This window comes from Cognataquiflexum aquatile, assembly GCF_003316845.1.
In the GTDB taxonomy this organism is placed as follows: Bacteria; Bacteroidota; Bacteroidia; order Cytophagales; family Cyclobacteriaceae; genus Cognataquiflexum; species Cognataquiflexum aquatile.
Window position 1 is genome coordinate 105,002 of sequence record NZ_QMIK01000006.1, and the last position, 26,082, is coordinate 131,083.

Sequence of the window (26,082 nt, forward strand, 5' to 3'; positions counted from 1 at the left end):
GACAGTTAATCATATAACCAATAACCAATAACCAAATAACCAAATAACCATTAACCCATCACCCAATCACTCACACCTTTCCAGATTCATTTGGGCATAAAGACTTCCTTTTTCGGCTGCCTCCCGGAGGTCTTTGCAGCCGGTAGGGTCATTGATATCAATTTTGGCATTCCCTCTCCTTGCAAGAGCTTCAATATGGTTTGGGTTGGCTTCGAGCACATCTTCAAAATCCTCCACGGCCCAATCTGAATTTCCAATCAGCAAAAGGATCAACCCCCTGTTGTATTTGGCAGTGATGTTTTCCGGATCGTACCTTAGACACATGTTGAAAGAACCTGCGGCACCCAAAATATCCCCGATCTGAGATCTTGCCATACCTTGGTAGAAATAAGCCCGGGAATCAGTGGGATTCAATTCTTTGGCAAGCTGTAAAAATTCATCTGCGCTCTGATAGTCTTCATTCATGAGCATTGCCCTACCCAGCATCAAAAGAATATCAAAATCCTTGCCGTCCTCCTTGGCCGCAAAGAGGAGGTATTTTTGTGCGTTTTTATAATCTTCCCTTTTCCAGTATAGTTTTCCAATGCCGGCATAGGCTTGGGCATAGGTTGGATCGTATTGGATGATGGTTTGGTAATCTTCCACTGCTTTGTCAAATTCTTCTAATTCCTCATAGGACCTAGCCCTTAGGTGCAGGGATTTGATGTCATTGACATTGAGAAAAAGTGTCCTGTTGAACTCAGAAATGGCGTTTTCGTAATCACCTTGGCGAAAATACCTTTCTCCTTCAGAGAAACTTCCAAAACAGGAAACACAGGTAATCAGGAGGAATATTGAAATAAAGGAACGCATCTGTTTTTTTAATAAAAACTAAAAATAAAAAAACATTACGAAAATTTCATAATAACACTAAAAAAATTTAACTCGATTTTCATTATTCTATCTGGGTACTGTAGAATGTTTTTGAGAAGGATACTAAAAAGAAAAAGCTTTGGAAAATAGATAGGACATATCGATTTCCAAAGCTTTGAATTGGGTTGAGTTTACATTGACTTATCTACCCTCCGATATTTCTGTCTTTTCTTGCTTCAATATAGGCATTCAATTCCGCCCTAGACATCGGTAATTTGTCATCAGGAAGGCTTCTTAGGTAATCGTAAAATTCTTTATTCATCTGCTCAGTGTAATTGCTGTCAATCTGACCGGTCGTCCAGTCCCCGGCTTTGTTGCGCATGATACCATAACCGTGTCGCATGTTGCTGATTTCGGCATTGAGTACAATCTCTGCTACCAAGTAGGCCGGAAAAAAGAGGGTTCCGTAAGGACTTGCAAAAACCACATCACCCGGCAAAACCGTCACATCTCCAATTCTGATCGGGGCATTGATCGAAGTCAACATGACTTCAGCAATGGAAGAAGGATGGTCACCAAGGATCCAACCGTTAAATCCTTCCACTTTTTTGATTTCTTGAATATTTCTGACGGTTCCATAGAATACCACACCGCGTTTTGTCTTGGCATAGATCGAGTTGGCCAACCTGTCCCCAATCAAAGTGCCCTGCTCGACTTTGGCAAAGCCGTCAGCGACATAAACATCGCCGTCTTTCAGCATTTCGATAGGCCAAACATTGGATTGGGCTTTTTCTCCGTGTCCTTCTGCCAAGCCAACTTCCCGGATCAAATCCCCAAAATCAGGACGCTGAGGCATATATTGTGCAGTCACTGCCCTTCCTGTCATGATGGTGTTTTTGTCGGGATTGATCATCATCCAATCACCTTGGTACTGATTGTTAAACTTGTGGCTGCGCAATCCACCCCAAGCATGGGTCAGCACAACGTTTTTGAGCCTTTCAAGTAATTCATCAGAAACATAAGGTCTGCCATCAGGCAGCCGCTCTCCAGTCCAGCGTGAAGTCAATGAAATGATATATTCTCGGTCCATGGCTACCCGGTCATATTGGGCAAAGGAAGGAGTAAGTGTGCAGAGGATCATTCCTGCAAAAATCAAAGCGGTCAATAGGTTTTTTTTCATGGTGTATGTTGGGTTGAAAAGGTTGTATTTATTTTAGTGTTGTAATGGTTGAAGGGTTGTCTGCTACTTGATGTCATGTAAATAGGAATCTTTGCTCTGTACTTTATTCTTGGTTCAAAAACCAAACTCTTGCCTCTCGCAACAAGAAATACCCACCTTTATCCGAAAGAAACATAATCACACCATTATTCTCCATCAATGCTATTGAATTTGGATAAATGGCTGTTTTCAAAATAAGTACATATAATTTTTGGGTTTCCAAATAATTGTTTGAATAAAATTCTCCCATGTTCTCAAAAAGTTAATTTTAGGATGGGAGATAAAAAAAATAATTGCATTAATCTTTTTAAGATATTTGAAACAAAATTTTATTCAAAAACAAAAGATTGAGGATTTGAAGTAATCTCCTCTACGCAATTGAAATTTAAATCATGTTTTACCTCGTTGGAATCGTCATTATTTTTTTCCTAGCTTTGATATTGCTGTCAAAAAAAAATAAAAGTGAAGCAGACTCAATTCTCGTAATTTGGTTTTTTTTTATTGGGATCCATTTGAGTTTGTACTATTGGCATTCAACTGGGAACTACATCCATTTCCCCTACCTCTTGGGGATAGAGTTGCCCTTGCCATTAGTTCATGGCCCCTTTTTGTACTTATATACAGCATCCTTGACCCGGCAAGTCAAAAATAAAAGATCCAGTTGGCTTCATTTTCTACCTACTTTACTGACATATGGATACTTTGCACCATTTTACCTTTCTTCCAGTTTGGAGAAAATTGAAGTCTATAAAAATGAAGGCCTGGTTTACCAAAGAGAATTAGAAATGGTGCTACTAGCTATCATAGTCTCAGGGATTGGATATGTGGTTGCAGCTTCTTTATTAATTATTGATCATAAAAAGAACATTTCAGATCAATTCTCCTACACAGAAAAAATCAATTTAGATTGGTTAAAATATTTGATTGTAGGCATTGGGGTAATCTGGGTAACAATCATTTTTGGCGAGGATACTTTGACTTTTTCTTCCATTGTGCTTTTTGTAATTTTTATCGGATACTTTGGAATCAATCAGGTTGGGATATTTACCCAAACCAACATTTCCCCAAATAAGGAAACCCATGGATTTAATGCTGATTTTAGGAATCAGGTAGCAATGAATTCTACTCCAGAAACTGAATCAAAAGAGGTTAAATCTCAATCCAACCTTGTCAAATACGAAAAATCAAGTTTAACCGAAACCCAAATCAGTCAAATCCACTTTCAATTAGACCTGCTAATGTCGGAGGATAAAATTTTTAAGGATCCTGAATTGACACTTTTTTCACTTGCCCAGCAGATGGGTGTTCATCCCAATAATTTATCCCAGGTGATCAACTCTGTTGAAAACAAAAATTTTTACGATTACATCAACACCTTCCGAATAAAGGAATTCAAAGACATGGTGTTCCTTCCCGAAAACCAAAAATACACATTGCTCTCCCTCGCTTTTGATTGTGGTTTCAATTCGAAAACCTCCTTCAACCGCAACTTCAAGAAAGTTACAAACCTATCGCCTTCCGAATTTCTCAGCCAAGCAAAAGTCAATCTCAAATAGAATTCAAGAAATTAGGTGCCACCTTTCATTTCGGGGCGATAAAGAAACCCAATACCCTCATTCTTGCATGAAATTTTAAATTAAAAATGACATGAGGTTTAAGGTATTGCTTTTTGCTATTTCTATTTTTTGCTTATTTATAATTGGTTGCAGCGATGATTTAAGCATCCATCAACCTGGGAATCTGGTGCTCAAAACTGTTGATGAAAATCCTGCTCTTCCATCGGTTTCAATAAATGGTACAAGGCTGCACGCTGAGGCATTCGGGAATCCCAAAGATCCGATGTTGGTGTTTCTACATGGAGGCCCAGGCGGGGATTACCGCAATGCACTATCCGTAAAGCAATTTGCTGGGAATGGGTTTTATGTTGTTTTTTACGATCAAAGAGGTTCTGGATTGTCAAGGAGACATCCAAAAAACAGCTATACTATAGATATCATGTTTGAGGATCTCCGCGCTGTCATTGATTTCTATAGAACAGATCCCAATCAAAAGATTTTCCTTTTTGGACATTCTTGGGGTGGGATCTTAGCTGCTGGATATATCGATAAATACCCTGAAAAAATCGATGGGGCTATTTTTGCCGAACCTGGAGGATTTACCTGGAAACATCTCGAAGAGTACAGCAACCAATCAAGGGGGTTGAACCTATTTTCTGAGCCTGTATCTGATGTGATGTATTTGGATCAATTTCTCACGGGAAAAGAAAATGACCATGAGCTATTGGATTACAAGCTGAACATTTCATCTAGTTTTACTTATGCTCCCGGAAATGCTGAAGGAATCGAAGGTCCGTCTCCGACATGGAGAAATGGTTCAGTGGTTTTGAACAGTCTTGGATCAATTGCAGCCAGAGATGGGTATGATTTCACCCAAAACCTAAATCAATATAATACCAAAGTCCTGTTCATTTATGGAGAATCAAACACTGCCTATGGACGAGAGGGGGCTGAAAAGGAAGCTGATTTTTTTAAGGTAAGTCAGGTAACCGGGATTCCGGATACCGGGCACGAGATGATTTACTTCAAGTGGAACAGTGTATATCCTGTTGTATTGGAATACCTTAATTCTTTGAAATAACATTCTATGAAAACATTGAAAATTGTTCTTCTTTTTGCTTTCACTTTTGTGATTTTACCAAAGTTATATTCCCAAAATATCAATTGGGAAAGCTTACAAAAAAATCAAAAACACATCGCCCATTTCAATGGTCATTGGGAATATGCACTTGGTTTTGGGGCAGCTTATGGTTATCAATTAAATTCCAAAACCCCTGTAGTTTTGAATGCTTCTTTTTCCAAACCGGCCGGAGAGAAGGTTTTGGATGATTTTAAAACCAGAATAGGTGCTCAATTTCGTATTATGAAAATCAATACTTTCCAGGTAACTGCTAGTGTTCAGGCAATTTATAGAAGATATCAAAATCCTTTGGTCAGGATACAGAATTTTGGAAGTGAATTGGGATTGAATGTGGGGTATTTTAGGCCCAGATTTTTTATTGCAGGAGAGTTCGGTTTTGATAAAGCCATACTTACCAATTTCAAACATGCTGAAAGTTTCAAAACAAATTTTGATCCTGATGTCAGAGATGGTTGGTACCAGCCCAGCACAGGTGGAAATTTTAACTATGGAATTGTATCCGGATACTCATTTGGTCAAAGTGACATCACGTTTAAAATAGGAATGGTGCTCTCTCAAGACTTAAAAACAACCCCATTTGTTCCCTTTTATGCCCAATTGGGATATAACTTTAGGTTTGGAGGAAAATAAGTTCTTTAGTATTGGATTTTAAATTGTTCACAAAATAGTCTTATTCACGTTGGCTGAACAAGACTATTTTGTAAGCCGAATTGATGCTTCATCAAAATTGAAATTATTTTTTTATCCTGCTTCCTTTCCCCCAAAAAAACCATCCTTCCTTCTTGCTAGTTAAATTGCCTGTAGTAACTTTGCCGACGCAATGAAAAGTAAGGTATCATATCGTACATCTTTTTCTGTCCACATCATCCTCGGTGGGGCACATCATTTGCATCATTCCTCCTAAGGAGGAAATTTTTGACATATCGCCCGCGGACGGCTGTTGGTATATCTTTACAGCCCTATCATCCAAAATTCTTATTGGCATTTTGATACTAAACGTATATTGCACCCATGAATTCAATTATCCGAATAGCCGTACAAAAAAGCGGCAGACTAAGTGAAGATTCCCTCAGCCTCATCAAGGAATGTGGCATCAAATTTTATAACGGAACCGGCAAACTCAAGTCTGCTTCCACCAATTTCCCTATTGAATTCCTTTTTTTGAGGGATGATGATATTCCGGGATATGTCTCTGATGGCGTAGCTGATCTTGGTATTGTGGGGGAAAATGAATTGGTCGAAAAGGACAAAGATGTCACCGTGCTCAAGAAATTGGGTTTCTCCAAATGCCGGCTTTCTCTTGCCATTCCCAAAGGGGAAGAATATGAAGGAATCAGTTATTTTGATGGAAAAAGCATTGCAACTTCCTATCCAAAGATTCTTGGTGACTACCTCAAATCCCAAAATATATCAGCCGAAATCCATGAAATCAGCGGTTCTGTGGAGATTGCGCCAAGTATAGGTTTGGCACAAGGCATTTGCGATATTGTAAGTTCGGGTTCAACCCTGATGATGAACGGACTCAAAGAAGTGGAGGAAATCTTCAAATCCGAGGCCGTCCTCATTGGAAATAAATCCCTTACTGAAAAAAAATTAGCGATCGTGGACAAACTTCTCTTTAGGATGAATGCTGTCCAAAAAGGGAAAAGCAACAAATACGTTCTTCTAAATGCCCCCAACGCTTCTTTGGACAAAATCATCGCCCTGATTCCAGGAATGAGGAGTCCAACGATCCTGCCATTGGCAGAAGAAGGTTGGTCCTCTGTGCATTCGGTATTGAGCGAAGACCAGTTTTGGGAAAACATCGAAGGCCTCCGTGCTGCCGGTGCTGAAGGGATTTTGGTTGTGCCGATTGAGAAAATGGTTATTTAAGACAAGAGATGTGAGATTTGAGACATGAGATTTGAGACATTAGAAGCGAGATTCGAGAAGATATGTCGAAGGTAGCAGTCTCAGTTACAGATTTACAGATCCACGACCTTTCAAAAACTTGAAAACCTGACAACCTACCTACGGCAGGCAGGCGCGAAGCAGACAACCATTACAACAACTAAAACAATTACAACCAATAGAACCACTACAACAATTACAACCATAAAAAATGAGACCCTTCGTGCCTCAGGGTGACGGACTCGAAGACAATGACAACCTGATAACCTGACAACGCGAAGCAGACAACCACTACAACAATTACAACCACTACAACCATTACAACCAATATTACCACTAGAACAATTTTCCATGAAAACCATATACAATCCGACCAAGTCTGAATGGACCAAGGCCTTGCAGAGGCCAATTCAAAAGACAAAAGCCATTGACAAAATCGTCAAGCCGATCATGAGGAAAGTCGATCGAATGGGGGATAAGGCTTTGAAAAAATTTGCTTTGGAGTATGACCACGTCACGATCAAAAACCTGCTTGTTACCAATGAGGAGGTGCTTCAGGCCCGTGAGCAAATTGAACCTAAACTCAAGGAGGCTATATTATTGGCCAAAGACAATATAGAAAAATTCCATGCCGCCCAAGCCCAACCTGACCTAGTCATGGAAGTAATGGAAGGCGTGACCTGCATGCGTAAATCTGTTCCGATCCAAAGGGTAGGTTTGTACATTCCCGGGGGAACGGCACCACTATTTTCCACAGTGCTGATGTTGGGAATCCCTGCAAATCTTGCCGGCTGTGAGGAAATCGTCATCTGCACCCCTCCCGACAAAGAGGGAAATATACACCCGGCCATTCTTTACACTGCCGACCTAATCGGGATTGATAAGATAGTCAAAGCAGGTGGCGCTCAGGCCATTGCAGCGATGACTTTTGGAACCGAATCTGTTCCGAAGGTGGATAAGATTTTTGGACCGGGCAATCAATATGTAACTGCGGCCAAGCAATTGGCCACTAAAAAAGGGGTAGCCATTGACATGCCGGCAGGACCTTCTGAGGTTTTGGTATATGCCGACAGCTCTGCAATTCCTTCTTTCGTGGCGGCAGATTTACTTTCACAAGCCGAGCATGGTGTGGATTCGCAGGTAATTTTGGTGGCTAGTTCCGAAAAAGTAGCCAAAAAAGTGCTCAAAGAAGTGGAAGAACAATTGGAAAATCTGCCACGAAAAGACATTGCCAAGCGTGCTTTAGACAACTCGGTAGCCGTCGTCATGGGCAAAGAAGAAAATGCCATCGAACTGATCAACGATTATGCGCCGGAGCATTTGATCATCTGCGTCGAAAACGAGGATTTTGTAGTTTCCCAGATCGTCAATGCCGGTTCCATCTTTATCGGCAACTTTACACCTGAGTCTGCAGGCGACTATGCCTCCGGTACCAACCATACTTTGCCGACTTATGGCTATGCCAAAAACTACAGTGGTGTCTCTTTGGATAGTTTTGTCAAAAAAATCACTTACCAGAAAATCACTGAGAAAGGCATCAAGAAACTTGGGCCCACTGTGGAAATCATGGCCGCCAATGAATTGCTTGAGGCACACAAGAATGCCGTCAGCATCCGCCTCAAATACCTAAAAGAGAAAAAGTAATGGCTTTTGATATCCAAAAATTCCTTCGTCCCCATATCCTAACCATCAAACCCTACTCTTCTGCAAGGGATGAATATTCGGGTCATGACGGCGTGTTTCTTGACGCCAACGAAAATCCTTATGGTTCGCTGACAGGGGAGGCTTTCAACCGATATCCTGATCCTTACCAACAGAAAATCAAATCCAAATTGGCCGTGATCAAAGGTGTTTCTCCAAAACAGATATTCTTGGGAAATGGGAGCGACGAAGCCATTGACCTGTTGATGCGCGCCTTTTGCAGTCCGGGAATAGACAATATCATTTTGCTTCCTCCAACTTATGGGATGTATGAAGTCTCAGCCTCGATCAATGACATTGCCATCAAAAAGGTTAATCTGACTGAAGACTTTCAACTCAGACCAAAAGAAATCCTTGCAGCTACAGATGAAAACACCAAGATTATTTTTGTCTGTTCTCCCAATAATCCGAGTGGCAACAAGATGAAAAGGGAAGCCATACGGGAAATTCTGGCAGGCTTTGAAGGATTGGTTGTCGTGGATGAAGCCTATATAGACTTCAGTGACGAGGAAAGTTTTACCACCGAATTGGCACAATATCCAAACCTTCTTGTCATGCAGACATTCTCCAAAGCTTGGGGACTTGCCAACCTCCGGATCGGGATGGCTTTTGCTTCTGAAGATATCATCAGAATCCTGAATCTGATCAAGCCTCCTTACAATATCTCCGGACTGACACAGGAAAAGGTACTTGCGTCTCTTGAGAAAGCAGATGAGATCAGTAAAGTGGTGAAGACTATTTTGGAAGAAAGAGAACACCTCCAAAAGGATTTGGAAGGTTTGTCATTTATCAAAAAAATCTATCCTTCACATGCAAATTTTCTTTTGGTGAAAGTTCCCGATGCCAAGAAAATGTACGATGACTTGGTGTCCAGCAAAATCATTGTCCGCGACCGCTCCAAAGTGGTTTTGTGTGAAGATTGCCTCCGGATTACTGTGGGAACAAGGGAGGAAAATGAAGCTTTCCTAAATTCATTCCAAAAGCTCGCCGGACAATCTTTGAACTAGTCCAATAACCTAATAACCAATAACATTTATTTTATAATCATGAAAAAAGCACTTTTTATCGACCGGGACGGCACCATCATCGTTGAGCCGCAGACGGATTTTCAGATCGACAGTTTGGAGGATTTGGAGTTTCTCCCAGGTGTCATTTCCAACCTGAGAAAAATCGCTGAAGAATGTGATTACGAATTGGTCATGGTAACCAATCAGGACGGTATGGGGACAGCTTCTTTTCCGGAAGAAAACTTTTGGCCGGCACACAACAAGATGATGCTTACCTTGGAAAATGAGGGTGTGAAATTCGCCAAAGTTCACATCGACAAATCTTTTGACCATGAAAATCTCCCTACCCGCAAACCGGGAATCGGAATGCTCACGGAGTATTTTGACGGTTCCTATGATTTGGCAAACTCGTATGTGATCGGGGACAGGAAGACAGATATCCAATTGGCAAAAAATATGGGAGCCAAGTCCATTTATATCGGAGATCCTGACGATAAAGCGACATTCTGTACCAAAAGTTGGGATGCGATTTACAGATTCCTAAGGATGCCGGCAAGGATAGGTGAGGTTTTTCGCAAAACATCCGAAACAGAAATCCATATCCGGGTCAATCTTGACGGCTCAGGAAAATGCGAAATCTATACCGGATTGCCGTTTTTTGACCACATGCTGGAGCAATTGGGCCGACATGGTGGAACTGACCTGCTGATTGAAGTCAAAGGCGACTTGCATATCGATGAGCACCACACGATCGAAGATACTGCTTTGGCTTTGGGTGAAGCATACCTGAAAGCTTTGGGAGACAAAAAAGGCATTTACCGCTATGGTTTCCTGTTGCCGATGGATGATGTTTTGGCACAGGTGGCATTAGATTTTGGAGGCCGGCCTTGGATAGTTTGGGATGCAGATTTCAAAAGGGAAAAAATCGGAGACATGCCGACAGAGATGTTTTTCCATTTCTTCAAATCCTTTAGCGACACTGCCAAGTGCAACCTGAACATCAAAGCCGAAGGAACCAACGAGCACCATAAAATCGAAGCAATCTTCAAAGGCCTCGCCCGCGCTATCAAAATGGGGGTCGCAAAAGATGGTTCGGCTTTGAATCAATTGCCAAGTACTAAGGGCATACTCTAATAGCTAATTTGTCCAATTGATTCAATTAGTTCAGGTCTTCAGACTTGGACTTTTTTTTAGACCTTATTGTTCAAGTCTTCAGACGTGAACCATGTCTCAATTAAAAATGAGATTCTTCACCACCGCAAGCCCCGGTTTCTAATGACGTGAATATCCAGGTCGTCACACTGATCCGCCGAGGCGGAGAAGTGTCTAAATTAAGAGATTCTTCACCTTCGCAAGCTGCGGTTCAGAATGACGGAGTACAACAGTCATTCCTTTTTTGAACGTTTTTTTGAAAATGTTTGAAACTCAGAATGACGAGTCACCAACCCAACAACCCGACAACCTGACAACCTGACAACGCGCAGCAGACCACAATTACAACCACTACAACCACTACAACAATTACAACTTAACCATCTAACCAAATAACCAATAACCATTAACCCCTTTTTACTTCCCCAAAACGACCCCATAGATCTCCTCCAAAATCTTTTCTGCTTCCTGATGAATCGGACTGTCTGTGACGGTGCCGAGGTTGATTCCGAAAAACATATAAATCTCTTTTTCCGGGAAATAATAGAGTTGGCTGCCTGAACCCAAACCTCCGCCGCTATGCCCGATGGCCGGTTCTCGGAGGAAAGCGGTGTAATCCAATCCCAAGCCATATTGCGGATCTCCGTTTTTATCCAAAACCCATTCTTTCATTAGGGTCAGGCTTTCATTTGAAACCAGTTTTCCCTCCATCAATCCTTTGAGAAACAGGATGGCCTCTTCGGCTGTAGTGATGATTCCATCATCTCCGACCATGGACGCGACGTTGGTATTTTGTAGCACAGAAGCATTTTCAACAATTCCATTGCTGTACCTATCCCAATACCCATTGACCAATCTGTCACCATAAGAATCTCCTTGTTTGATTTTGTAATAGGTGTTTTTCAGTCCCAATTTCTCAAAAATATGCTCCTCCATATATTTCCCATGATCTCCGGTAATGCCATCAGCGATCAAAGCCAACAATACATAGTTGGTATTACGGTAGGAATACCTGCTGCCTGGTTCAAAATCCAATTCCTTTCCAGCAATGTATTGGATATATTCTACAGGCTGAAAAATCCTTTCCGGATTCTGTAGCAGTCTTGTGACGTAGGTTGGTTGAGAATTGTATTCAGGAAGTCCCGAAGTATGGTTGAGCAACATTTTGACAGTTAAGCGGTCTGCATTGGGTAGCATAGCCAAAATTTCTTTTGGCAAATAATCTGAAATTTTCCCGTCTAGGTCGATTTTTTCCTTTTCCGCCAACTGCACAATGGTGACCGCCATGTAGGATTTTGCGATGCTTTGGGTGTAGACCAAATGGCAAGGCTGCATGGGAACCTGTCCTTCAATTTTTGCCAATCCACTGGAAAGTGTCCAAAGGTTTCCTTCCTCATAAATCGCTGCTACAACACCAGGAATTCCTACAGCCGTCAGTTTGTCCAATGCTTTCTGCAGAGCAAGGGCTTTTGGATGGATAGGAACAGGCTTGGAATCATTGCATTTGACAACATTGAAATCCTGCGCGAAAGTGGGGTATGTGATCAGGATTGCCCAAATGAAAATCAGTAAATAGCTATAATTTTTCATGGCTTAATTTTGGGTCAGGTCTGGATAAACAGGATGGATTCTGGCTCCCATCTGGACAAAAGTCATAGGAACGACAGGAATGCTTTTGTTGTAATTCTTCAAAAACATTATCTGGTATCCGACAAATGGGGACACAAATGTTTCAGATTGGTAATTGTGATAGCCTAAAGAAACCCCTACGGGTATGGCTAGCATTCCCTTTCCTTGTTTTTGGACTGTTCGCCAAGTTCCTTCTTTTTGGATAAAAGATTCCGTCGGACGAAAGGCAATGTGGTATCCGATCCCCGCTTTGATTTCTGCAAATGAATTGGAAACCAAGTATGGCCGCCAAGCCACCTGTGTCGAAAACAGCAATCCGCTTCCCATGGCTTTATTTTTAAACCAAATAATGTCAAATTTCTGTACCCAATTGTGGTAGGAACTGTGACTGACTTCGGTCCCGATGCCGATACCAAAGTTTTTGAAATTGGACTTCAGGTCCTTGAAGGGCATGGCAAAAGCCTGGAACTGAAGGGTGACAACAATCGGGAAATTCCGATAGTCTTTGGCTTTGTCGTCCTGTGCATTTCCATTTTGCGTGAGCAAAAACAGAAATAGGCAAGGCAGTAAAAATCGTGTTTTCATGTCTTTCGAATTTTCTCCAAAACTACCACAGACAGGCTGGTCAATTTAAAAATTCCTGATTCCAATTGCTGAAATGTAGCGGATTTCCCCCCGAACTGTCAGCCCTGCGGTAAAAACCAACTCTTAAATGCAGGTGCTTTGGTGCGGCTGACCGTGAGTTCTTGCGGTGATTTGATGTCACATTTTACCTGAACAAGCAATTTCCCATTTTCCAGCCGCTTAAATCCTGTTACAATTTGTCGGCTGACCATGTATTGCCTGTTGACCCTGAAAAAATCAATTGAAGAAAGCTTCTGCTCTATTTTGTCCAACGAAAGGTCCAAAAGGTAATTCTTTCCTGTAGAGGAAATCAGTTGCACATAATCCTCTTCCACCAAGAAAAGGTCGATTTCCGAAAATTTGACCAATATAAGTTGATTGCCGGTGCGCACCGGAAAACCATCCATTTCAGGTTTGAGGCTTTGTTTTTCTGTTTCAGCACTTTCCCATTGCCTGTAAAAAAACATCCCCACATAATAACCATTGATCACAAAAAACCAGATGCTGATGATTACCAGGTCTTTGGTGTAGAAGTGGATCGGGGCAGTTTCACCTTTGATCAAAATACTTAGAAACTCCGTACTCAAAGCCAAAAATGCCAATCCTGCAATAGTTGTGCTGATCATTTGTATGACAATCCTTCTTAAAAAATCGGGCTTGTAGGGTATCTTTTGATCCAAGGAGAAAACAATCCATCTGACCAATAACCAAGCTACATAGCCCTGAAGGGTATCAATTGTAAAACGCAGGAGTAAAAAACTGTTGAATTGGATATTGGAATAAGTGAGATAATAATTGAATGCACTGATAAAAGGAATGGCTATCAAAAAAACCCAAATATCAGGATGATAAAATGCTCGTCTTGAAAGAAGGTTTGGTGATGCCATGGGGAAAAGTTGATTTGGATTAATGGAAATACACAGATAAATTCCATTTCAAAATAACCAAATTCTATGCGTCTCCTTTATTTTCTTGCAGTTTTTCTTTTTGCAACCTCTTTCTCATTTGCCCAAAAACAATCCCTGCAGCAGGTTTTGGAAAAGGAAATGGCAGGTTTTCGGGGGGATGTAGGCATTTATGTCTTACATCTGAAAACGGGTGAAGAGGCGGCAATCAATGCAGATACGATATTTCCGACAGCAAGTATTGTCAAAGTACCGATTTTGGTAGGTGTGATGGACAAGATTGAAAAGAGAGAATTGGCTTATCATCAAAAAATGATTTACAGGGATTCGATCAAATACGGCGGTTCGGGACTGATGCAATATTTCAAAGACAGCACTGAAACAGAACTCAGCGTGCTGATGTCACTCATGATCACCTACAGCGACAATACAACCTCGCTTTGGTGTCAGGCATTGGCGGGTGGTGGGGAGCGGATCAATGAAATTATGGAAAGCCTCGGTCTCAAACATACCCGCGTCAATTCCAGAACTCCCGGTAGGGAAGAGGACTGGAAAAAATACGGTTGGGGCCAAACCACTCCACGGGAAATGGCCCAACTTTTAGTCAAAATCCGCAATGGTGAAGTCATCAGTCCCTCAGTTTCGGACCGCATGTACAGGTTGATGGGGAATATTTATTACGATGAATATGCGCTATCAGCAATCCCTGCCCAAGTTCAAACTGCATCCAAACAGGGAATGGTCAATGCCTCACGTTCTGAACTCGTGATGGTCAATGCCCCAAAAGGCGATTATGTCTTCTATTTCGCCACCAAAAACAACGAAGACCAAAGATGGGAAGATGACAACGAGGCTCAATTATTGCAAAAAAGGATTTCCAAGGTTTTGTGGGAATGGTTTGAGCGGTAAAACATACTATTGCTTTTATTATTTTAGCCCATGTTAGAAATTTTGAACCAAGTCCAAAAAAGCAAGCAACTCAAAGACTTCCGTAAAGCCATTTCCTAGTTGGCCATAAAAGAAAAGTCTTTCGGCAACAGTTTACTGGCGTATTTCGAAGGGATTTTTTTCGTCTCGGGATATTCTGACAATATTTTATACAAATTATTCTTAGTGTACTTGGTTCGTCCAACCGTCACAATCGCAGTTCCTGCGGCGAGTCCTATCAAAGCAATTTCTCCCCCGGGGTCTTTGGTCTCTTCGGGGACCTGCCCGGTAAAAGCTCCGGATATTGCGCCGGCAAGTTCCTCTGTAGCATTGGCGGAAGTCACTACCAGACCGATCAATAATCCGCTACCTCCTACGATCAGTCCTGTTGTAGTGGCACTTTTCCTTTTTCGGAAAAACATATTGACAACTGCAGTCAACGAATCTGATTTTGATGCCATAGCCAAAAACTCATACTTAGACATTTGGGAAGGCTCTTTGAAATCGGTTCCTTGTTGGGCACAGGCTTCAGAAAATATGAAACCTGTAATTATGATCAAAATAAGAATTAGTTTCATAAGAAATAGATTTTTTTTCTCTATTAAAATAATCCTTTTTTATCAAAAATACAAGATACAGTGTGTTGAAATTCAGTGAAATAGGAAAAATAAAAAATTATAAGACGGGGAATAAATTTAAGAATTAGGTTGTGTGTTGATTGGATTCTTTTTGGTACCCTTAAGCCTATATTCTGAATAATTGGAGTGGAAAACCCTTAAATTTCACCTCAATTCTTCAGATTCAACTCTTTTCTCAGAAACTCATCACCAACCTTGTTTTTGGTCCAATAGTCTACGATTTTCAGGCCTTTGCGGGTGGCTTTGGTGATTTCTTTGGTTCCGTCGGATTTGGTTTGGATTTCTTCCCATCCCATAATCTCATATGGAAATTCCTTTTCGAAGTCCAGTTTCAAAACCCTGCTTCCTGAAGCGTACGCCACTTCCATCTGACTTCTGCCGGCACTGAGGTCCAAAACCCTGATAAATGCCTCCTCTGTTTTGAATTCCTGATGGGTGAATCTTTGGTGAAAAAGAGAAGGCAGCATCTGCACACTTCCTGTTGGAATTTGCTTCGGATCGATACGGATCAGGTTCCAAAGGTCATCTTCTGCCATCCCGCTAAAAGAAAACGTATCATCTCCTTCTTTTTCGAAGTAGGAAAAAATCTTACCGTTGTAGCTGTCACTGCCTTTGAGATTGAGTTGGGCGAAAGTATGGCCGCACCATTCTTGGGAGGATGCTGTAAATTTCAAACCCTGACTTGGCTCCATGGTAGGCGTAAAAGCCGACATCATCATGTGGTAAGGATAGATCCCCGTCACAAAATCCCTCGTTTGGTTCATCTTCAGGACAGAAATTTTGTCTGAAGAGCTAGCTTCCGGATCATCCAACTTGACTTGCTTTTTTCTCGAAAAATCCTCCGTCACAAAGATCAAAACCGATTCGCCTTCCCTCGCTTCTCCATACCGGTATTGTGTCAGGTCAAAACTGCTGATTTCCGCCTTTCCCTGAAACCAATACTTGCCCCATTGTTCAAAATCAACATCCGGGCGCTGCGGCTTGGAACAGGAAACAATAAAAATCATTACTAAAAGAAAGACTATGGATTGGCTTTTCATGGATTCATTTGGCTAACATAATTTCTAAATTTAATCAATAGGACCGGGTCTTAGGCTATTTTTATTTTTTTTCGATGACGAGTTAGGATGAAGAAATTCTTTTTTTCAAAATCAATATTCCTCAACCGGGTTTTGAGAATTTCCTTGAATAATTATGTAAAAAATCAACTCCACGTAATCATTGGGATCACTTTCTGTGAAATCAGAAAAATCGTAACCAACATATGAAAGCAAGTGAGCGCAATGATCGGCCAAGTTATCAACTTGCTGTGGGGTAATCTTTTTGAAAGAATTATAACAATCGCAGAAGTCAGTGACCCCAACACAAAAAGGATGGAGAAAAGCAGAACACCAATTGACAAATAACTTGGCGTGGAAAAAAGTAAATCTGCGCCATCAATATTCATTCTGGGAATAAAAAACATCAGGAATGCAAATAAACTTGTAAGGGTTGGGAGGATTGAGATTTTAAAAAGATTGAAGTATTTTTCCCTATTTCTAAGGAAAAGTATAATGGTTAAGACAGCTATAAATGCTCCCAAAACCATCAAAATTACCCATATCACCAAAATGGAAATTTGCCCAAAAACCCTAAATCCTGATATAGGCTTTAAAACAAACCTTTCTGTATAAAGCACTTTACCTTCCAAAGGATCGGAATCCTGAACCAAACCAATCTTTCCGCTATTCCCATAAGTGTATTCAGTTGGAGAAACAGGATAGTAAGTTGATTTGCCACCGGGAAGGATCCAAGCCATGGTCAGGTGGTCCTCATGTACTTCCATTTTTTCAATATTAAAGATCAGGTCCTGGTAAAACCGGTCTTGATTTCTGGGATTGATAGCCAAATAATAGCCGCCTTCAATATGAATTTCACCTTGATATTTTTCTTTTTTGTCTGGTCTTAATGGGAGATCGGTAGTTTCAAAATCCCGGATCAGGGCAGATATTTCCTGCATTGCAGTGCCATTGTTGGCATTCATCAATATTACATGTCCAATTTTTTCTTCAGGCAAGTAAGCCAATTCCGAAAGTCCTCCATCCATAGCACCGCTATGACCGTGATAGGTAAAGTTGTTGTAGATAGAAGTTTGGTTTCCCAAGCCGTAACCCAATTCCAATCCGATATTTGATCCGGGACTATTGTAAGGAATTTCCATTCGATCTATAGATTCACTTTTTAAAAATTGCAGACTGTCAACGATTCCCCGGTTTAGCAATAATCGTAGGATTTGAGAAATATCAGCAATAGATGTATTGAGGGCAGAGGATGGCCGGAAAAGCTCATTTTTGTAAGCGATTTCCTTCATTTCCCAATTGTATGTTTCCGCTCCCCACTTTTGAAATATTTGATCATTGAAAAAAGTAGAATGGTTCATCATAAGCGGTTTAAAAATCGATTCCCTTACATAATCTTCATATTTTAAGCCGGTTACCTTTTCGACAATATATGCCGCAACCGCATACCCTGAATTGCAATAGGCCATTCTCGTACCGGGAATCCATCTTGAAGTCCTCGAGTGTGGATGAAACTCCAAAGCATCTTTCAATGAAATGGGAGGATGCTGATTGTGAACCATTTCTACCAAATGAATTTCATCCCATCCTGTAGTATGTTCTAGCAGGTGTATAATCCTTACGGGATGTTCTTCTTCCCATTTATTTTCAAATTTTACTTCAGGGACAATACTTTTCACTTCATCTTCCAATTTTAAATTTCCTTCTTCCTGAAGCTTAAGGATCGAAAGCGCAACAAACATTTTGGATAAAGAGGCAATCCGGAACATTGTATTTTCAGTATCCTTTTCAGCAATATCTTGATCTGAAATACCTAAAACCTCAAACCACAAATTTCCCTCTTCATTTAACAATGCTATGCCGACCTTGAGGTTTTGGTGTTGGGAAATGACATGTTTTATGTTGATTTTAAGGTTGTTTAATCTTGTATCTGTAATTGAATCATTTTGAAAATCGTATTTCGATTCTCCAAAACAAAAAATACTATTCAGAAATAGGAGGGTGGTCAGGAGGAAAAATATTGGCTTTTTAAACATAGTATCAATTCTGCTCAATTTGCAAGGGCCACCAACCGGCTCACCATAATTCCCGATTGGGATTTGTTAGCCATAAGGTAGTCACTCAAGGGCTTTTCCGAAATCTCTACTTTTTTGGATCCTGAACTCGCATGGAGCAAATGGATTCGACCTTCTTTTTCGATGGCAAATCCCACATGGACAATGTCCAAATTGGTCATCGAGGTAGTAATGGCAATCAAGTCTCCCGATTTGATTTTGTTTTCGTGAGTCATTATTTCGGCTTTTGCCAAATAGTAATACTTCCGGGATTTTATTTCAGATTCGGTTTCTTTGAGTTGATTGATATAATCCGGATTGGAAAGCTGTGGATAGAATTTTGGGTTGGAAGTCATGAAGGATGGATTGTTTTCGTAGACACTTCCACCGATTTCTTTGCTGATATCCTTCAAAATCCCTTTCTCTTCATTCTGAAAAATCCAGTCTGAGAAATAATGCAAACGGGAAGAATACCCGTCATTGACCCCATGTCGGTATCTTAATTTTTCCAGTTCTTGGGTGTAAGCTTCAAAAGTAAATTCCCCTGCCTTGGCTGTCTTTGCCAATGAAACCACAGTTTCCAAATACGTGGTACAATCCAAACCCATCAAGTTCACCACCAGTTTTTCCTCGCCGGGTAGTTCCAAAGTTTTCTCCACATAGGGTGTATTCAAAAACCAAGTGCCGATTTCGATGGTCAGGTCATTCATGGACTTTTGGGAATGATCCTGAAGAGAAAGCATGTTCAGAGCAGAATCTAGCCTTTGACGGCTTTCCAAAGTGCATACAGTTTGGGCCTTTAGTAAAACAGGAAAGAAGAAAAGGATAAAGAGGATCAACCGCATGAAAATGGATAAAAGAAGGTTCTTTGACAAATTGGATGATTTTTTTGAAAATGTCATGCTATTTTTAAATTGAATGTAGGGTTGGTAGACTTTCAAATATTCCATTAATATCTTATTCTCCACACCCACATTGGAAAGTTGCAGAATAGAGTCAAATTCCCATTATTTTTCTAAAGGTCTTGCCCAAAAGTCAGCAAATTATGGTCAGGATCAAGGAGAGAAAATTCCTTCATTCCCCAAGGTTTGGTCTGTAATGGCCCGTTTGGATGAATGGGAATTTTTTTGTCCAACAGGGACTGATAAAATCCATCGATATCGTCAGTCCTGATGTAAACCTGACCATAATTTTCTTTAGGGTCAAGTTCCTTAAATTCAAAAAAGTGGAGCTGGATTTTGTCCTTTTGCACCATAAGGTAGCCATCATAATCCGCATTTCCATATTCCTGAAAGCCCAATTTGTTGATGTAATATTCCCTTGTGATGGCTTTGTCACGCATGGGAAGTTTGGGATGGATTTCGGTGAGCATGGCTGATGGAGAATAATTAGATGTGGAAGAAATGAAAGGAATCGATTGTACTATGCGATTAAATTTACTCAGTTTTGATAGCAAATCAAATCCGCTGTTCAACCTTCCTTTTTAGCTTCTTCGATCTGTTGCAATAGGTCTGCTGACTTCATCATCGGATCCCATTCTTTACCGCTTAATAGAAACTTAAACCATTTTTTGTCCCGGTTTTCAAACCTGATATTTTTGAAAAGCCAGACCCCAAGATAGGCCATGCCCAATGCAACCCCTACCATGATGCTGATTTGAAATACATGGAGGTTTTGGAACAAATCTTTGGTCCAATAGAAAACCGTCCAAGCGGGAAGTTGCAAAAACAGTAATCTGGTAATCCAGATGGTGCTTGACTTCAATTTGGCGATCTTCTCCTGTGTATCTAGAATCGGGTTGTTGATGTCGACGAGCTTGATCAGCACGAGCTGATAGAGGTAAACTCCGATAGAAAGTTTGGTGAGGAGAATGTGAAATCCAATCGCAAACAAAAACATCGGACTGGCATATGCCCAAACGTTAAAAACAATGAGATCCAAAAAACCCACCCAGACGATACCCACAATGATGGCAAAGATTTTTATCGGCTGCATACCGGAAAGGAGCGATTTGACTTTGATTTTGGTGATTTCTTCTGCGTTTTGTCTATTCAGCACAAGATTTTGGGAAAGCTTTCGGTCATAAGATTCCCAAAGGGCGAGGAGTTGGTTTTCTTCCATGGTTTTATCTGTTTATGGTAGCAAATTTTTGTTTGAGGGTCTGTTTGATGCGGGAGACTTTGGTCGAGACATTGGCGACAGTGAGTCCGAGGATGTCGGCGATTTCCTGTTGGCTGTTTCCTTCGAGATAAAGGAGAATCACCGCCCGGTCGATTTCTTTGAGTTCTCTGATGAATTTCTGAAGCATATCAAGTTCTTCATTCTGTTCGATCGGGAGTTTTTCGGCCGGAAGGGAAATAATTTCCTCAGGAAATGGTTGGTTGATCCTGCCCCTGCGGCTTTCTTTTCTGTAAAAAGAAATGGACACATTGAGCGCAATTCTGTACATCCAGGTACTCAGCTTGAAACTCGGGTCATATTTGGAAAAGCTGAGCCACAACTGCAAAATGATCTCTTGGATCAGGTCTTTGCGGTTTTCTTCATCCCTACAATAGGAGTTGGCGACCTTGTAGATGATGCCTTTGTTGGCATCTATGACTTTCAGAAATGAGGTCGAATCCCTAGTAAACATGGTGTGGCTGCGGTTGTAGGATCGGATCTGTACTTTGTTTTGTTGAATATGGCAAATTTCCCATGATTGAAATCAGGTTTGGTGGAGTTGTTTACCCAATTATTCGCCTGAGGTCAAAAAATCTCACATGGATTGGAAAATTATTTTCTACCAAAGTAAAAAAACCATAAAAATGGAAATCAAAAAAAGTACACTGAAAAATAAAAAGGGCCAATGCTTTCGAAAGCATTGGCCCAAGAATGTATTTGTATATCTCTTTTCTAATTAAGAATCTTATTAATCTTTTCGATTTTCCCATTGACGATGGAATCCACCTTCGAACTTGATTTGTTGACAAGGGAATCAAGGACTTTGACCTTTTCTGTTTCCAAATTGATGATCGAATCAAGAGAATTGATTTTGTCAAGTTCCTTGTTTACAATCGAATCAAGCTTCAACGCCTTGTCAGTAATGCTGTTGAGTTTGTCTTCTACATTCTTTTCGAGGTTGCCGCAGGAAGTGAGAACAAAGAAGCCAAGGAGGATGGGAAGGAATTTGAATAAGGTTTTCATTTTTGGTTTGGTTAGATTTTCGGACGATTTCTTCGATTACATCACGCCATTCCTTACGCCGATTTTCATGGGTTGTTTTCCCAAATAGGCTGAAAACCTGATAATTAATCACAATTCATTTGATACTAAACATAAATGGTTTTTATGATCGGCCAAAAATTCACTTTTTCTTCTTAGTAGGTTTGGCATTCCTAATATTTTCATCCAAACGAAAAATCACAATGTCTGAGATCAGTTCCAAAGGAAGCGGTTTGTCCAAAGAAAACTGAACAGTTCCTTTGGAGGTGTTGTATGACTCAAGTTCCTTCTTGAATTCGGTTATTCCTGAAGCGCCTGGATAGAAGCCAAAGTGGGTTTTGTATGCCGCAAAGTGGACAAGATTGCCATGAATCTTAAAAGTAGGAATGCCATAGTTGATGCATTCTTCTGCTTCAGGAGCGGCTTGCCTGATAGTGCTTCGGATGACTTGGAGCTTTTCCTGAATGTCCTCCGGAAATTCCGAAATATAAGCGTCGGTGTCTTTGGCGGCTGGTTTCATGGGTTCAAAGAAGTTTAAAAATTAAAAGTTTATCCTAATTCTGTCGCTATTTCTCTGCCGTTCCTTGACCATTCGCTCCAAGAACCCACATACAGTTTGGGGATTTCCATTCCTGCATGCGCCAAGGCCAACAGTGTGTGGCAGGCCGTGACCCCCGAACCGCAATGAACGATGACGTTTTCTAAAGATTTTCCTTCCAAGGCTTTCTCATATTTCGCTTTTAGTTCTGCAGGAGAAAGAAACAATCCTTTAGGATCAAGATTGGATGCAAAAGGGATATTCACTGCCCCCGGTATGTGACCCGCTATCAAGTCGATGGGCTCTTTTTCTCCCCGGTACCTTTCATTTTCACGCACATCGATGATCAGGTAGTTTTTGTCTTTGAATACTTTGTCGATTTCTGAAATGTCTGAAATCGGCAATTTCCAATTGGCCACTTTGTAAGTTCCCTTTGTAGGGGTTTTTTCCACCTCCGAACTTACCGGAAATCCAGCTTGGATCGCTGCATCCATTCCTCCATCCAAAACCTGGATTTTTTCGTGGCCTACAGCTTTCATCATCCACCAAAACCTAGCAGCTGCATTTGCTCCGTTTTTGTCATCATAGACGACTACCTGAGAGTCAGGGCTGATGCCAAGCGACTCCAAAAGTAGGGAGAATCTCGCTGCGTCAGGCAAAGGATGTCTTCCGCCATCCGCAAAATCCGCCTTGATATCAGACAGTTGACTGTTCAGATCCACATGCAAAGCGCCTTGGAGATGGGATTTGTCGTAGTTCTCTTTGCCAAATCTGGCGTCAATCAGCACAAATGCTGACGAAGCTGATAAAGTTTGTAAATCAGAAGCTGGTATGATCGGGGATATAGATTTGTTCATTTTGTGGGTATTATCTGGAAAAGGGGAAAAGCAAATTCCTTAAAATTTGAACCAAGGATAAGATTCATTGACAAAATCCAAAGCCCTTGGCAATCCGTCCCCGGGGAGAAGTTTGAGTTCTGGCTGCATAGACGGGTTGGAGGGATAGGTTTTCCCATCAAATTTCACAATCCTGTATTTCCCTCCCGACAAAATGAACAGGTCTTTCCAGCCATTTGACTTGGTATTGTCAATTACAACAGGGTAATCTGAAACTGTGAATTGTGTGATGACATTGCCTTCACGGTCCAAAATCATCTGGGTACAGCCACCTGAACCGCAAAAGTACGGTCCGGTAAATCCCACCATGATTTCTTTGTTGCCATCTTCATTGAGGTCATATTCAAAGAAGATAAACTTCCTGCTGTATTCGTCGATGATGTCCTTGTCCAGATCATCTTTGAACAAGGTTTGAACAGTCTTCCTGACTAATTCGGCGGTTTCTTTTGCGCTGCTGTTGATACCATAAAGATTTCCCGGAATGGTGTCAGTCGGATCCGGATCGTAGATTTCTTCGGGGATGACGATTTCCGTTAGGACGCTGTCAATTTGGGTACTTTCTTGAGAGCTTGGAGATTGACAGCCTACGACCGCCAAAATAAGAAAGCCAAGGAGGAAGGATATTTGGTTTTGGGACATGATAAAAAAGGTTGGTGTGAATTTATTTTTGGCTAGATGCAATTATTACCCCAATATAATTCATTGCCTTTTCAAAAGTCTCAATCCCGTGTCCCACTTGTTGAAAAATTTTAATCTCTTTGAGGTTGCTTAGGTGCTTTTGGGCATTTTCTCTGGACTTTTCAAATGGGAAAAGTAAATCCTTGTCCCCGAGTAGGAGGTAGGTCTCTGTTTTCACTTTGGCAAGTTCGGTGTCCATATAATACGGTTTTTGGGTGTTGTCCTTATAACGGCTGATGGCAAAAACCTCATAATCCACCAACATTTGTTCAGAGAATGGGGAAAGCCGGTGATTTGGTTTGGAGAAAACAGCCTTGTCCAAAAACTTCAGGACATTTTTGGCATTGGTGCTGAGGATGGGGAGAAGGTTGTAATATAGGTTTGAAAAAGTCAGTGAAAATGGTTGCAAGCAACCAGGATTGAGAAGGAATGCTGCTTTGATTTTTTCCGGATTGGTGATAGCGAGCTTCATACAGATCAATCCTCCAAAAGAAGCGCCCGCAACAAATGCTTTTTCAATTCCTAAGCCTGCCAAAACTTCATTTGCCCAAAATCCATAATCCAAGGTTTTGATATCAGGTGTGGCACCTTCACTCAGATTGGGCAATCCATTGGTCTCAACCATAAAAATCCGAAGCTTCGTTTTCAGATTATCCAATCCTTTGTCAAAATCCCAAATCAAAGCCGTGGTCCGTGCTCCGGGAAATATCACCAAAGTTTCAAGGTCTTTTTTGTCCGCATTGAGACTCCAAACATGGGTATTCCCCAAAAATGTTTTTACACCATGTCTTTGGTAATTTCGCCTATTCTCTTTTTCCAATTTATTGACCCAATCTTCAAAATAGGCGATGTCTTTTTCGGGATTTTTGAAATATGATTTGTACTTGATATTCATAGGAAATATTGGATTGAAAATTCAAAAAATACTTATTAACCGGCACCAAGTCAGTCCAAAGATGTTTTAAATATAAATTAAATTCCCCTGATAAGGCAAACTCGAGGTTAGAGAATTGGGGCTTAAAAATCAAAATCAATCTGATCTCCTCTTGGAGACGGACAACTGTCTTCCATTACTTAATATGCTCCTTTACCAGTCAATTTGGGAATTTGGTAGCCAATCATTTTTTCCCATATGACATTTGTCCAAACATTTGAAACAACCATCTGAGTCAGGTCATATCCTGATTTCTTCTTTTGGGCACATATTCTCCAATAGTGAAAAAAACCGGGATGAATCTCAATTCAAATTTTGTTTAGGTATCTCATTTGAACCCATTCTTTTCAACAATTTATAATGAGAAATAATGGCACCCCACATCGTTGCTTCATGGTATTGGATATGATATTCCTCTGCTGATTGTTTTATAATTTCGGAAAGGGCTATATAATGGACATGGCAGATATTTGGGAAAATATGATGCACGATATGGGTATTGAGACCACCAAAGAGGATATTTGCAAGTTTGCTCGTTCTAGAAAAATCTATGGTGTTTTTAAAGATATGAGTAGTCCATGTGTCAGCTAAATGACCTTTTTGGTCGACAGTCCCAAAGTCAGATTCATCCACCAAATGCACCGGAATAAGTACCGATAGCAGGAATAGGCTCAAAATAATGTGAATAGCTATGTAACCTAGGAAAAACTGTTGCCATGTGACATCGAGAACTAAAATGGGGATCACCAAGGTGTAAGTGAAATAAATCACTTTGGAAAAAAACAAAACAAGGTATTCTCTTAGAGGTGGATGGTCAATTCCTAACCATCTTTTGGATGTAGAGCCGGGGAAAAATTCTTTTAGTCCTTTTACAAATACAAAGAAAATACTGAAAAGCAGGTAAAGGAAGGTGGCGTATACATGTTGGAACCTGTTATACCATCTATACGGCTCAGTAGGGGACACTCTGATCAGGGGGGCTTGTTGGTGGATGTCAGGATCAAAATCAGCGATATTTGGAAAGGAATGATGGGTTTTATTATGACTTAGATTCCATAAATAGGAATTTGATCCCACGAGGTTAAAAGTATAACTCAGGATTTTGTTCAACTTATTGTTTTGAAAAAGGGCATTGTGTGAAGCATCATGGGCAATATTGAAAACTATCAGCCCATGGGTAAGGCCAAATAAAAGGGCAATAAAAAATGTACCCCAAGGATTGAACCGATTGCTCAACAACAGTGCATACAACACACAGAAAAGCACCAAGAGAAATACCGTTTTGAATGTGGCCTCCCAACCTCCTTTTTTTGATTTTCCTGTTTTCTTAAAATAATAATCAACCCTCAAAGCAAGGATTTTGGAAAACTCATCGACATCAGGCTTTTTAAATGTGGGCTTTATAGCCGATGGTTTTTGTTGGATTGACGGTCTTGGCATGAGATTTTGGGTTTTGATTTAATAATTATTTGACCAATGGCA

At 40.8% G+C, this 26,082-nt stretch carries 26 protein-coding genes; 8 read left to right on the plus strand and 18 right to left on the minus strand.

Going from position 1 to position 26,082, the window contains the following annotated elements; translation table 11 throughout:
* Positions 1-66 precede the first annotated feature (66 nt).
* On the minus strand, positions 67-852 hold the full coding sequence (locus tag DQW11_RS17405; protein ID WP_113925385.1) for a tetratricopeptide repeat protein: 786 nt from the start codon (positions 850-852) through the stop codon (positions 67-69).
* 205 nt (positions 853-1,057) lie between these two features.
* On the minus strand, positions 1,058-2,032 hold the full coding sequence (locus tag DQW11_RS17410) for an RraA family protein (protein WP_113925386.1): 975 nt from the start codon (positions 2,030-2,032) through the stop codon (positions 1,058-1,060).
* A gap of 824 nt (positions 2,033-2,856) precedes the next feature.
* Between DQW11_RS17410 and DQW11_RS17420 the strand changes: the two genes are divergently transcribed.
* The 7 genes from DQW11_RS17420 (at position 2,857) to hisB (ending at position 10,500) form a co-directional block, all read left to right on the plus strand.
* Positions 2,857-3,627, plus strand: a complete 771-nt coding sequence (locus tag DQW11_RS17420) for a helix-turn-helix domain-containing protein (RefSeq protein ID WP_232826784.1) — start codon at positions 2,857-2,859, stop codon at positions 3,625-3,627.
* A 187-nt stretch (positions 3,628-3,814) separates the two neighbouring features.
* Complete coding sequence (locus DQW11_RS17425) at positions 3,815-4,708, plus strand: alpha/beta hydrolase (RefSeq protein WP_232826785.1); 894 nt, start codon at positions 3,815-3,817, stop codon at positions 4,706-4,708.
* A gap of 6 nt (positions 4,709-4,714) precedes the next feature.
* Entirely contained in the window at positions 4,715-5,398 is a 684-nt protein-coding gene (locus tag DQW11_RS17430) for a hypothetical protein (RefSeq protein WP_113925390.1), read from the plus strand.
* A gap of 381 nt (positions 5,399-5,779) precedes the next feature.
* Positions 5,780-6,640 (plus strand): ATP phosphoribosyltransferase, encoded by an 861-nt coding sequence (gene hisG, locus DQW11_RS17435; protein WP_113925391.1) that lies wholly within the window; start codon positions 5,780-5,782, stop codon positions 6,638-6,640.
* Between the two features lie 369 nt (positions 6,641-7,009).
* Positions 7,010-8,302: a histidinol dehydrogenase gene (hisD, locus tag DQW11_RS17440; RefSeq protein WP_113925392.1), complete on the plus strand. Its 1,293-nt coding sequence runs from the start codon at positions 7,010-7,012 to the stop codon at positions 8,300-8,302.
* The gene (hisC, locus tag DQW11_RS17445; RefSeq protein WP_113925393.1) at positions 8,302-9,366 is read left to right on the plus strand and encodes a histidinol-phosphate transaminase; all 1,065 of its coding nucleotides are present in this window, start codon (positions 8,302-8,304) and stop codon (positions 9,364-9,366) included. The genes hisD and hisC overlap by 1 nt, the downstream gene beginning before the upstream one ends.
* A 39-nt stretch (positions 9,367-9,405) precedes the next feature.
* On the plus strand, positions 9,406-10,500 hold the full coding sequence (hisB, locus tag DQW11_RS17450) for a bifunctional histidinol-phosphatase/imidazoleglycerol-phosphate dehydratase HisB (RefSeq protein WP_113925394.1): 1,095 nt from the start codon (positions 9,406-9,408) through the stop codon (positions 10,498-10,500).
* Between the two features lie 435 nt (positions 10,501-10,935).
* On the opposite strand, the gene DQW11_RS17455 is transcribed toward hisB, so the two are convergent.
* From DQW11_RS17455 to DQW11_RS17465, 3 genes are all read right to left on the minus strand, one after another.
* Positions 10,936-12,108, minus strand: a complete 1,173-nt coding sequence (locus tag DQW11_RS17455) for a serine hydrolase domain-containing protein (protein WP_113925395.1) — start codon at positions 12,106-12,108, stop codon at positions 10,936-10,938.
* A gap of 3 nt (positions 12,109-12,111) precedes the next feature.
* Complete coding sequence (locus DQW11_RS17460) at positions 12,112-12,732, minus strand: hypothetical protein (protein WP_113925396.1); 621 nt, start codon at positions 12,730-12,732, stop codon at positions 12,112-12,114.
* A 98-nt stretch (positions 12,733-12,830) separates the two neighbouring features.
* A complete protein-coding gene (locus DQW11_RS17465; RefSeq protein ID WP_113925397.1) occupies positions 12,831-13,658 on the minus strand; it encodes a LytR/AlgR family response regulator transcription factor in 828 nt (275 codons plus the stop codon).
* Positions 13,659-13,724: 66 nt separating this feature from the next.
* On the opposite strand from DQW11_RS17465, the gene DQW11_RS17470 reads away from it, so the two are divergent.
* A complete protein-coding gene (locus tag DQW11_RS17470; protein WP_113925398.1) occupies positions 13,725-14,585 on the plus strand; it encodes a serine hydrolase in 861 nt (286 codons plus the stop codon).
* A gap of 95 nt (positions 14,586-14,680) precedes the next feature.
* Here DQW11_RS17470 and DQW11_RS17475 read toward each other — a convergent pair whose 3' ends face one another.
* From DQW11_RS17475 to DQW11_RS17535, 13 genes are all read right to left on the minus strand, one after another.
* Positions 14,681-15,181, minus strand: a complete 501-nt coding sequence (locus tag DQW11_RS17475) for a hypothetical protein (RefSeq protein ID WP_113925399.1) — start codon at positions 15,179-15,181, stop codon at positions 14,681-14,683.
* 209 nt (positions 15,182-15,390) lie between these two features.
* A complete protein-coding gene (locus DQW11_RS17480; protein WP_113925400.1) occupies positions 15,391-16,281 on the minus strand; it encodes a hypothetical protein in 891 nt (296 codons plus the stop codon).
* A 164-nt stretch (positions 16,282-16,445) separates the two neighbouring features.
* A complete protein-coding gene (locus DQW11_RS17485) occupies positions 16,446-18,335 on the minus strand; it encodes a serine hydrolase domain-containing protein (protein ID WP_113925401.1) in 1,890 nt (629 codons plus the stop codon).
* 14 nt (positions 18,336-18,349) lie between these two features.
* A complete protein-coding gene (locus DQW11_RS17490; RefSeq protein ID WP_232826786.1) occupies positions 18,350-19,228 on the minus strand; it encodes an N-acetylmuramoyl-L-alanine amidase-like domain-containing protein in 879 nt (292 codons plus the stop codon).
* 140 nt (positions 19,229-19,368) lie between these two features.
* On the minus strand, positions 19,369-19,725 hold the full coding sequence (locus tag DQW11_RS17495; protein ID WP_113925402.1) for a bleomycin resistance protein: 357 nt from the start codon (positions 19,723-19,725) through the stop codon (positions 19,369-19,371).
* 98 nt (positions 19,726-19,823) lie between these two features.
* Positions 19,824-20,474 carry a hypothetical protein gene (locus DQW11_RS17500; protein ID WP_113925403.1) on the minus strand — a complete coding sequence of 217 codons (651 nt, stop codon included), beginning with the start codon at positions 20,472-20,474 and terminating at the stop codon, positions 19,824-19,826.
* Between the two features lie 4 nt (positions 20,475-20,478).
* A complete protein-coding gene (locus DQW11_RS17505; protein WP_113925404.1) occupies positions 20,479-20,985 on the minus strand; it encodes an RNA polymerase sigma factor in 507 nt (168 codons plus the stop codon).
* 260 nt (positions 20,986-21,245) lie between these two features.
* A complete protein-coding gene (locus DQW11_RS17510) occupies positions 21,246-21,536 on the minus strand; it encodes a hypothetical protein (protein ID WP_113925405.1) in 291 nt (96 codons plus the stop codon).
* A gap of 160 nt (positions 21,537-21,696) precedes the next feature.
* Positions 21,697-22,074, minus strand: a complete 378-nt coding sequence (locus tag DQW11_RS17515) for an iron chaperone (protein WP_113925406.1) — start codon at positions 22,072-22,074, stop codon at positions 21,697-21,699.
* 29 nt (positions 22,075-22,103) lie between these two features.
* Positions 22,104-22,949 carry a sulfurtransferase gene (locus DQW11_RS17520; protein ID WP_113925407.1) on the minus strand — a complete coding sequence of 282 codons (846 nt, stop codon included), beginning with the start codon at positions 22,947-22,949 and terminating at the stop codon, positions 22,104-22,106.
* A gap of 39 nt (positions 22,950-22,988) precedes the next feature.
* Positions 22,989-23,627, minus strand: coding sequence for a hypothetical protein (locus DQW11_RS17525; protein ID WP_157966139.1), 639 nt, complete (start codon positions 23,625-23,627; stop codon positions 22,989-22,991).
* Positions 23,628-23,649: 22 nt separating this feature from the next.
* Entirely contained in the window at positions 23,650-24,561 is a 912-nt protein-coding gene (locus tag DQW11_RS17530) for an alpha/beta fold hydrolase (protein ID WP_113925409.1), read from the minus strand.
* Between the two features lie 342 nt (positions 24,562-24,903).
* Positions 24,904-26,040: a fatty acid desaturase family protein gene (locus tag DQW11_RS17535; protein ID WP_113925410.1), complete on the minus strand. Its 1,137-nt coding sequence runs from the start codon at positions 26,038-26,040 to the stop codon at positions 24,904-24,906.
* Positions 26,041-26,082 lie beyond the last annotated feature (42 nt).

Coding starts and splice junctions, on each gene's coding strand:
- DQW11_RS17405 (WP_113925385.1), bottom strand. CDS start 852: ATGCGTTCCTTTATTTCAATATTCCTCCTGATTACCTGTGTTTCCTGT.
- DQW11_RS17410 (WP_113925386.1), bottom strand. CDS start 2,032: ATGAAAAAAAACCTATTGACCGCTTTGATTTTTGCAGGAATGATCCTC.
- DQW11_RS17420 (WP_232826784.1), top strand. CDS start 2,857: ATGGTGCTACTAGCTATCATAGTCTCAGGGATTGGATATGTGGTTGCA.
- DQW11_RS17430 (WP_113925390.1), top strand. CDS start 4,715: ATGAAAACATTGAAAATTGTTCTTCTTTTTGCTTTCACTTTTGTGATT.
- hisG (WP_113925391.1), top strand. CDS start 5,780: ATGAATTCAATTATCCGAATAGCCGTACAAAAAAGCGGCAGACTAAGT.
- hisD (WP_113925392.1), top strand. CDS start 7,010: ATGAAAACCATATACAATCCGACCAAGTCTGAATGGACCAAGGCCTTG.
- hisC (WP_113925393.1), top strand. CDS start 8,302: ATGGCTTTTGATATCCAAAAATTCCTTCGTCCCCATATCCTAACCATC.
- hisB (WP_113925394.1), top strand. CDS start 9,406: ATGAAAAAAGCACTTTTTATCGACCGGGACGGCACCATCATCGTTGAG.
- DQW11_RS17455 (WP_113925395.1), bottom strand. CDS start 12,108: ATGAAAAATTATAGCTATTTACTGATTTTCATTTGGGCAATCCTGATC.
- DQW11_RS17460 (WP_113925396.1), bottom strand. CDS start 12,732: ATGAAAACACGATTTTTACTGCCTTGCCTATTTCTGTTTTTGCTCACG.
- DQW11_RS17465 (WP_113925397.1), bottom strand. CDS start 13,658: ATGGCATCACCAAACCTTCTTTCAAGACGAGCATTTTATCATCCTGAT.
- DQW11_RS17470 (WP_113925398.1), top strand. CDS start 13,725: ATGCGTCTCCTTTATTTTCTTGCAGTTTTTCTTTTTGCAACCTCTTTC.
- DQW11_RS17475 (WP_113925399.1), bottom strand. CDS start 15,181: ATGAAACTAATTCTTATTTTGATCATAATTACAGGTTTCATATTTTCT.
- DQW11_RS17480 (WP_113925400.1), bottom strand. CDS start 16,281: ATGAAAAGCCAATCCATAGTCTTTCTTTTAGTAATGATTTTTATTGTT.
- DQW11_RS17485 (WP_113925401.1), bottom strand. CDS start 18,335: ATGTTTAAAAAGCCAATATTTTTCCTCCTGACCACCCTCCTATTTCTG.
- DQW11_RS17495 (WP_113925402.1), bottom strand. CDS start 19,725: ATGCTCACCGAAATCCATCCCAAACTTCCCATGCGTGACAAAGCCATC.
- DQW11_RS17500 (WP_113925403.1), bottom strand. CDS start 20,474: ATGGAAGAAAACCAACTCCTCGCCCTTTGGGAATCTTATGACCGAAAG.
- DQW11_RS17505 (WP_113925404.1), bottom strand. CDS start 20,985: ATGTTTACTAGGGATTCGACCTCATTTCTGAAAGTCATAGATGCCAAC.
- DQW11_RS17510 (WP_113925405.1), bottom strand. CDS start 21,536: ATGAAAACCTTATTCAAATTCCTTCCCATCCTCCTTGGCTTCTTTGTT.
- DQW11_RS17515 (WP_113925406.1), bottom strand. CDS start 22,074: ATGAAACCAGCCGCCAAAGACACCGACGCTTATATTTCGGAATTTCCG.
- DQW11_RS17520 (WP_113925407.1), bottom strand. CDS start 22,949: ATGAACAAATCTATATCCCCGATCATACCAGCTTCTGATTTACAAACT.
- DQW11_RS17525 (WP_157966139.1), bottom strand. CDS start 23,627: ATGTCCCAAAACCAAATATCCTTCCTCCTTGGCTTTCTTATTTTGGCG.
- DQW11_RS17530 (WP_113925409.1), bottom strand. CDS start 24,561: ATGAATATCAAGTACAAATCATATTTCAAAAATCCCGAAAAAGACATC.
- DQW11_RS17535 (WP_113925410.1), bottom strand. CDS start 26,040: ATGCCAAGACCGTCAATCCAACAAAAACCATCGGCTATAAAGCCCACA.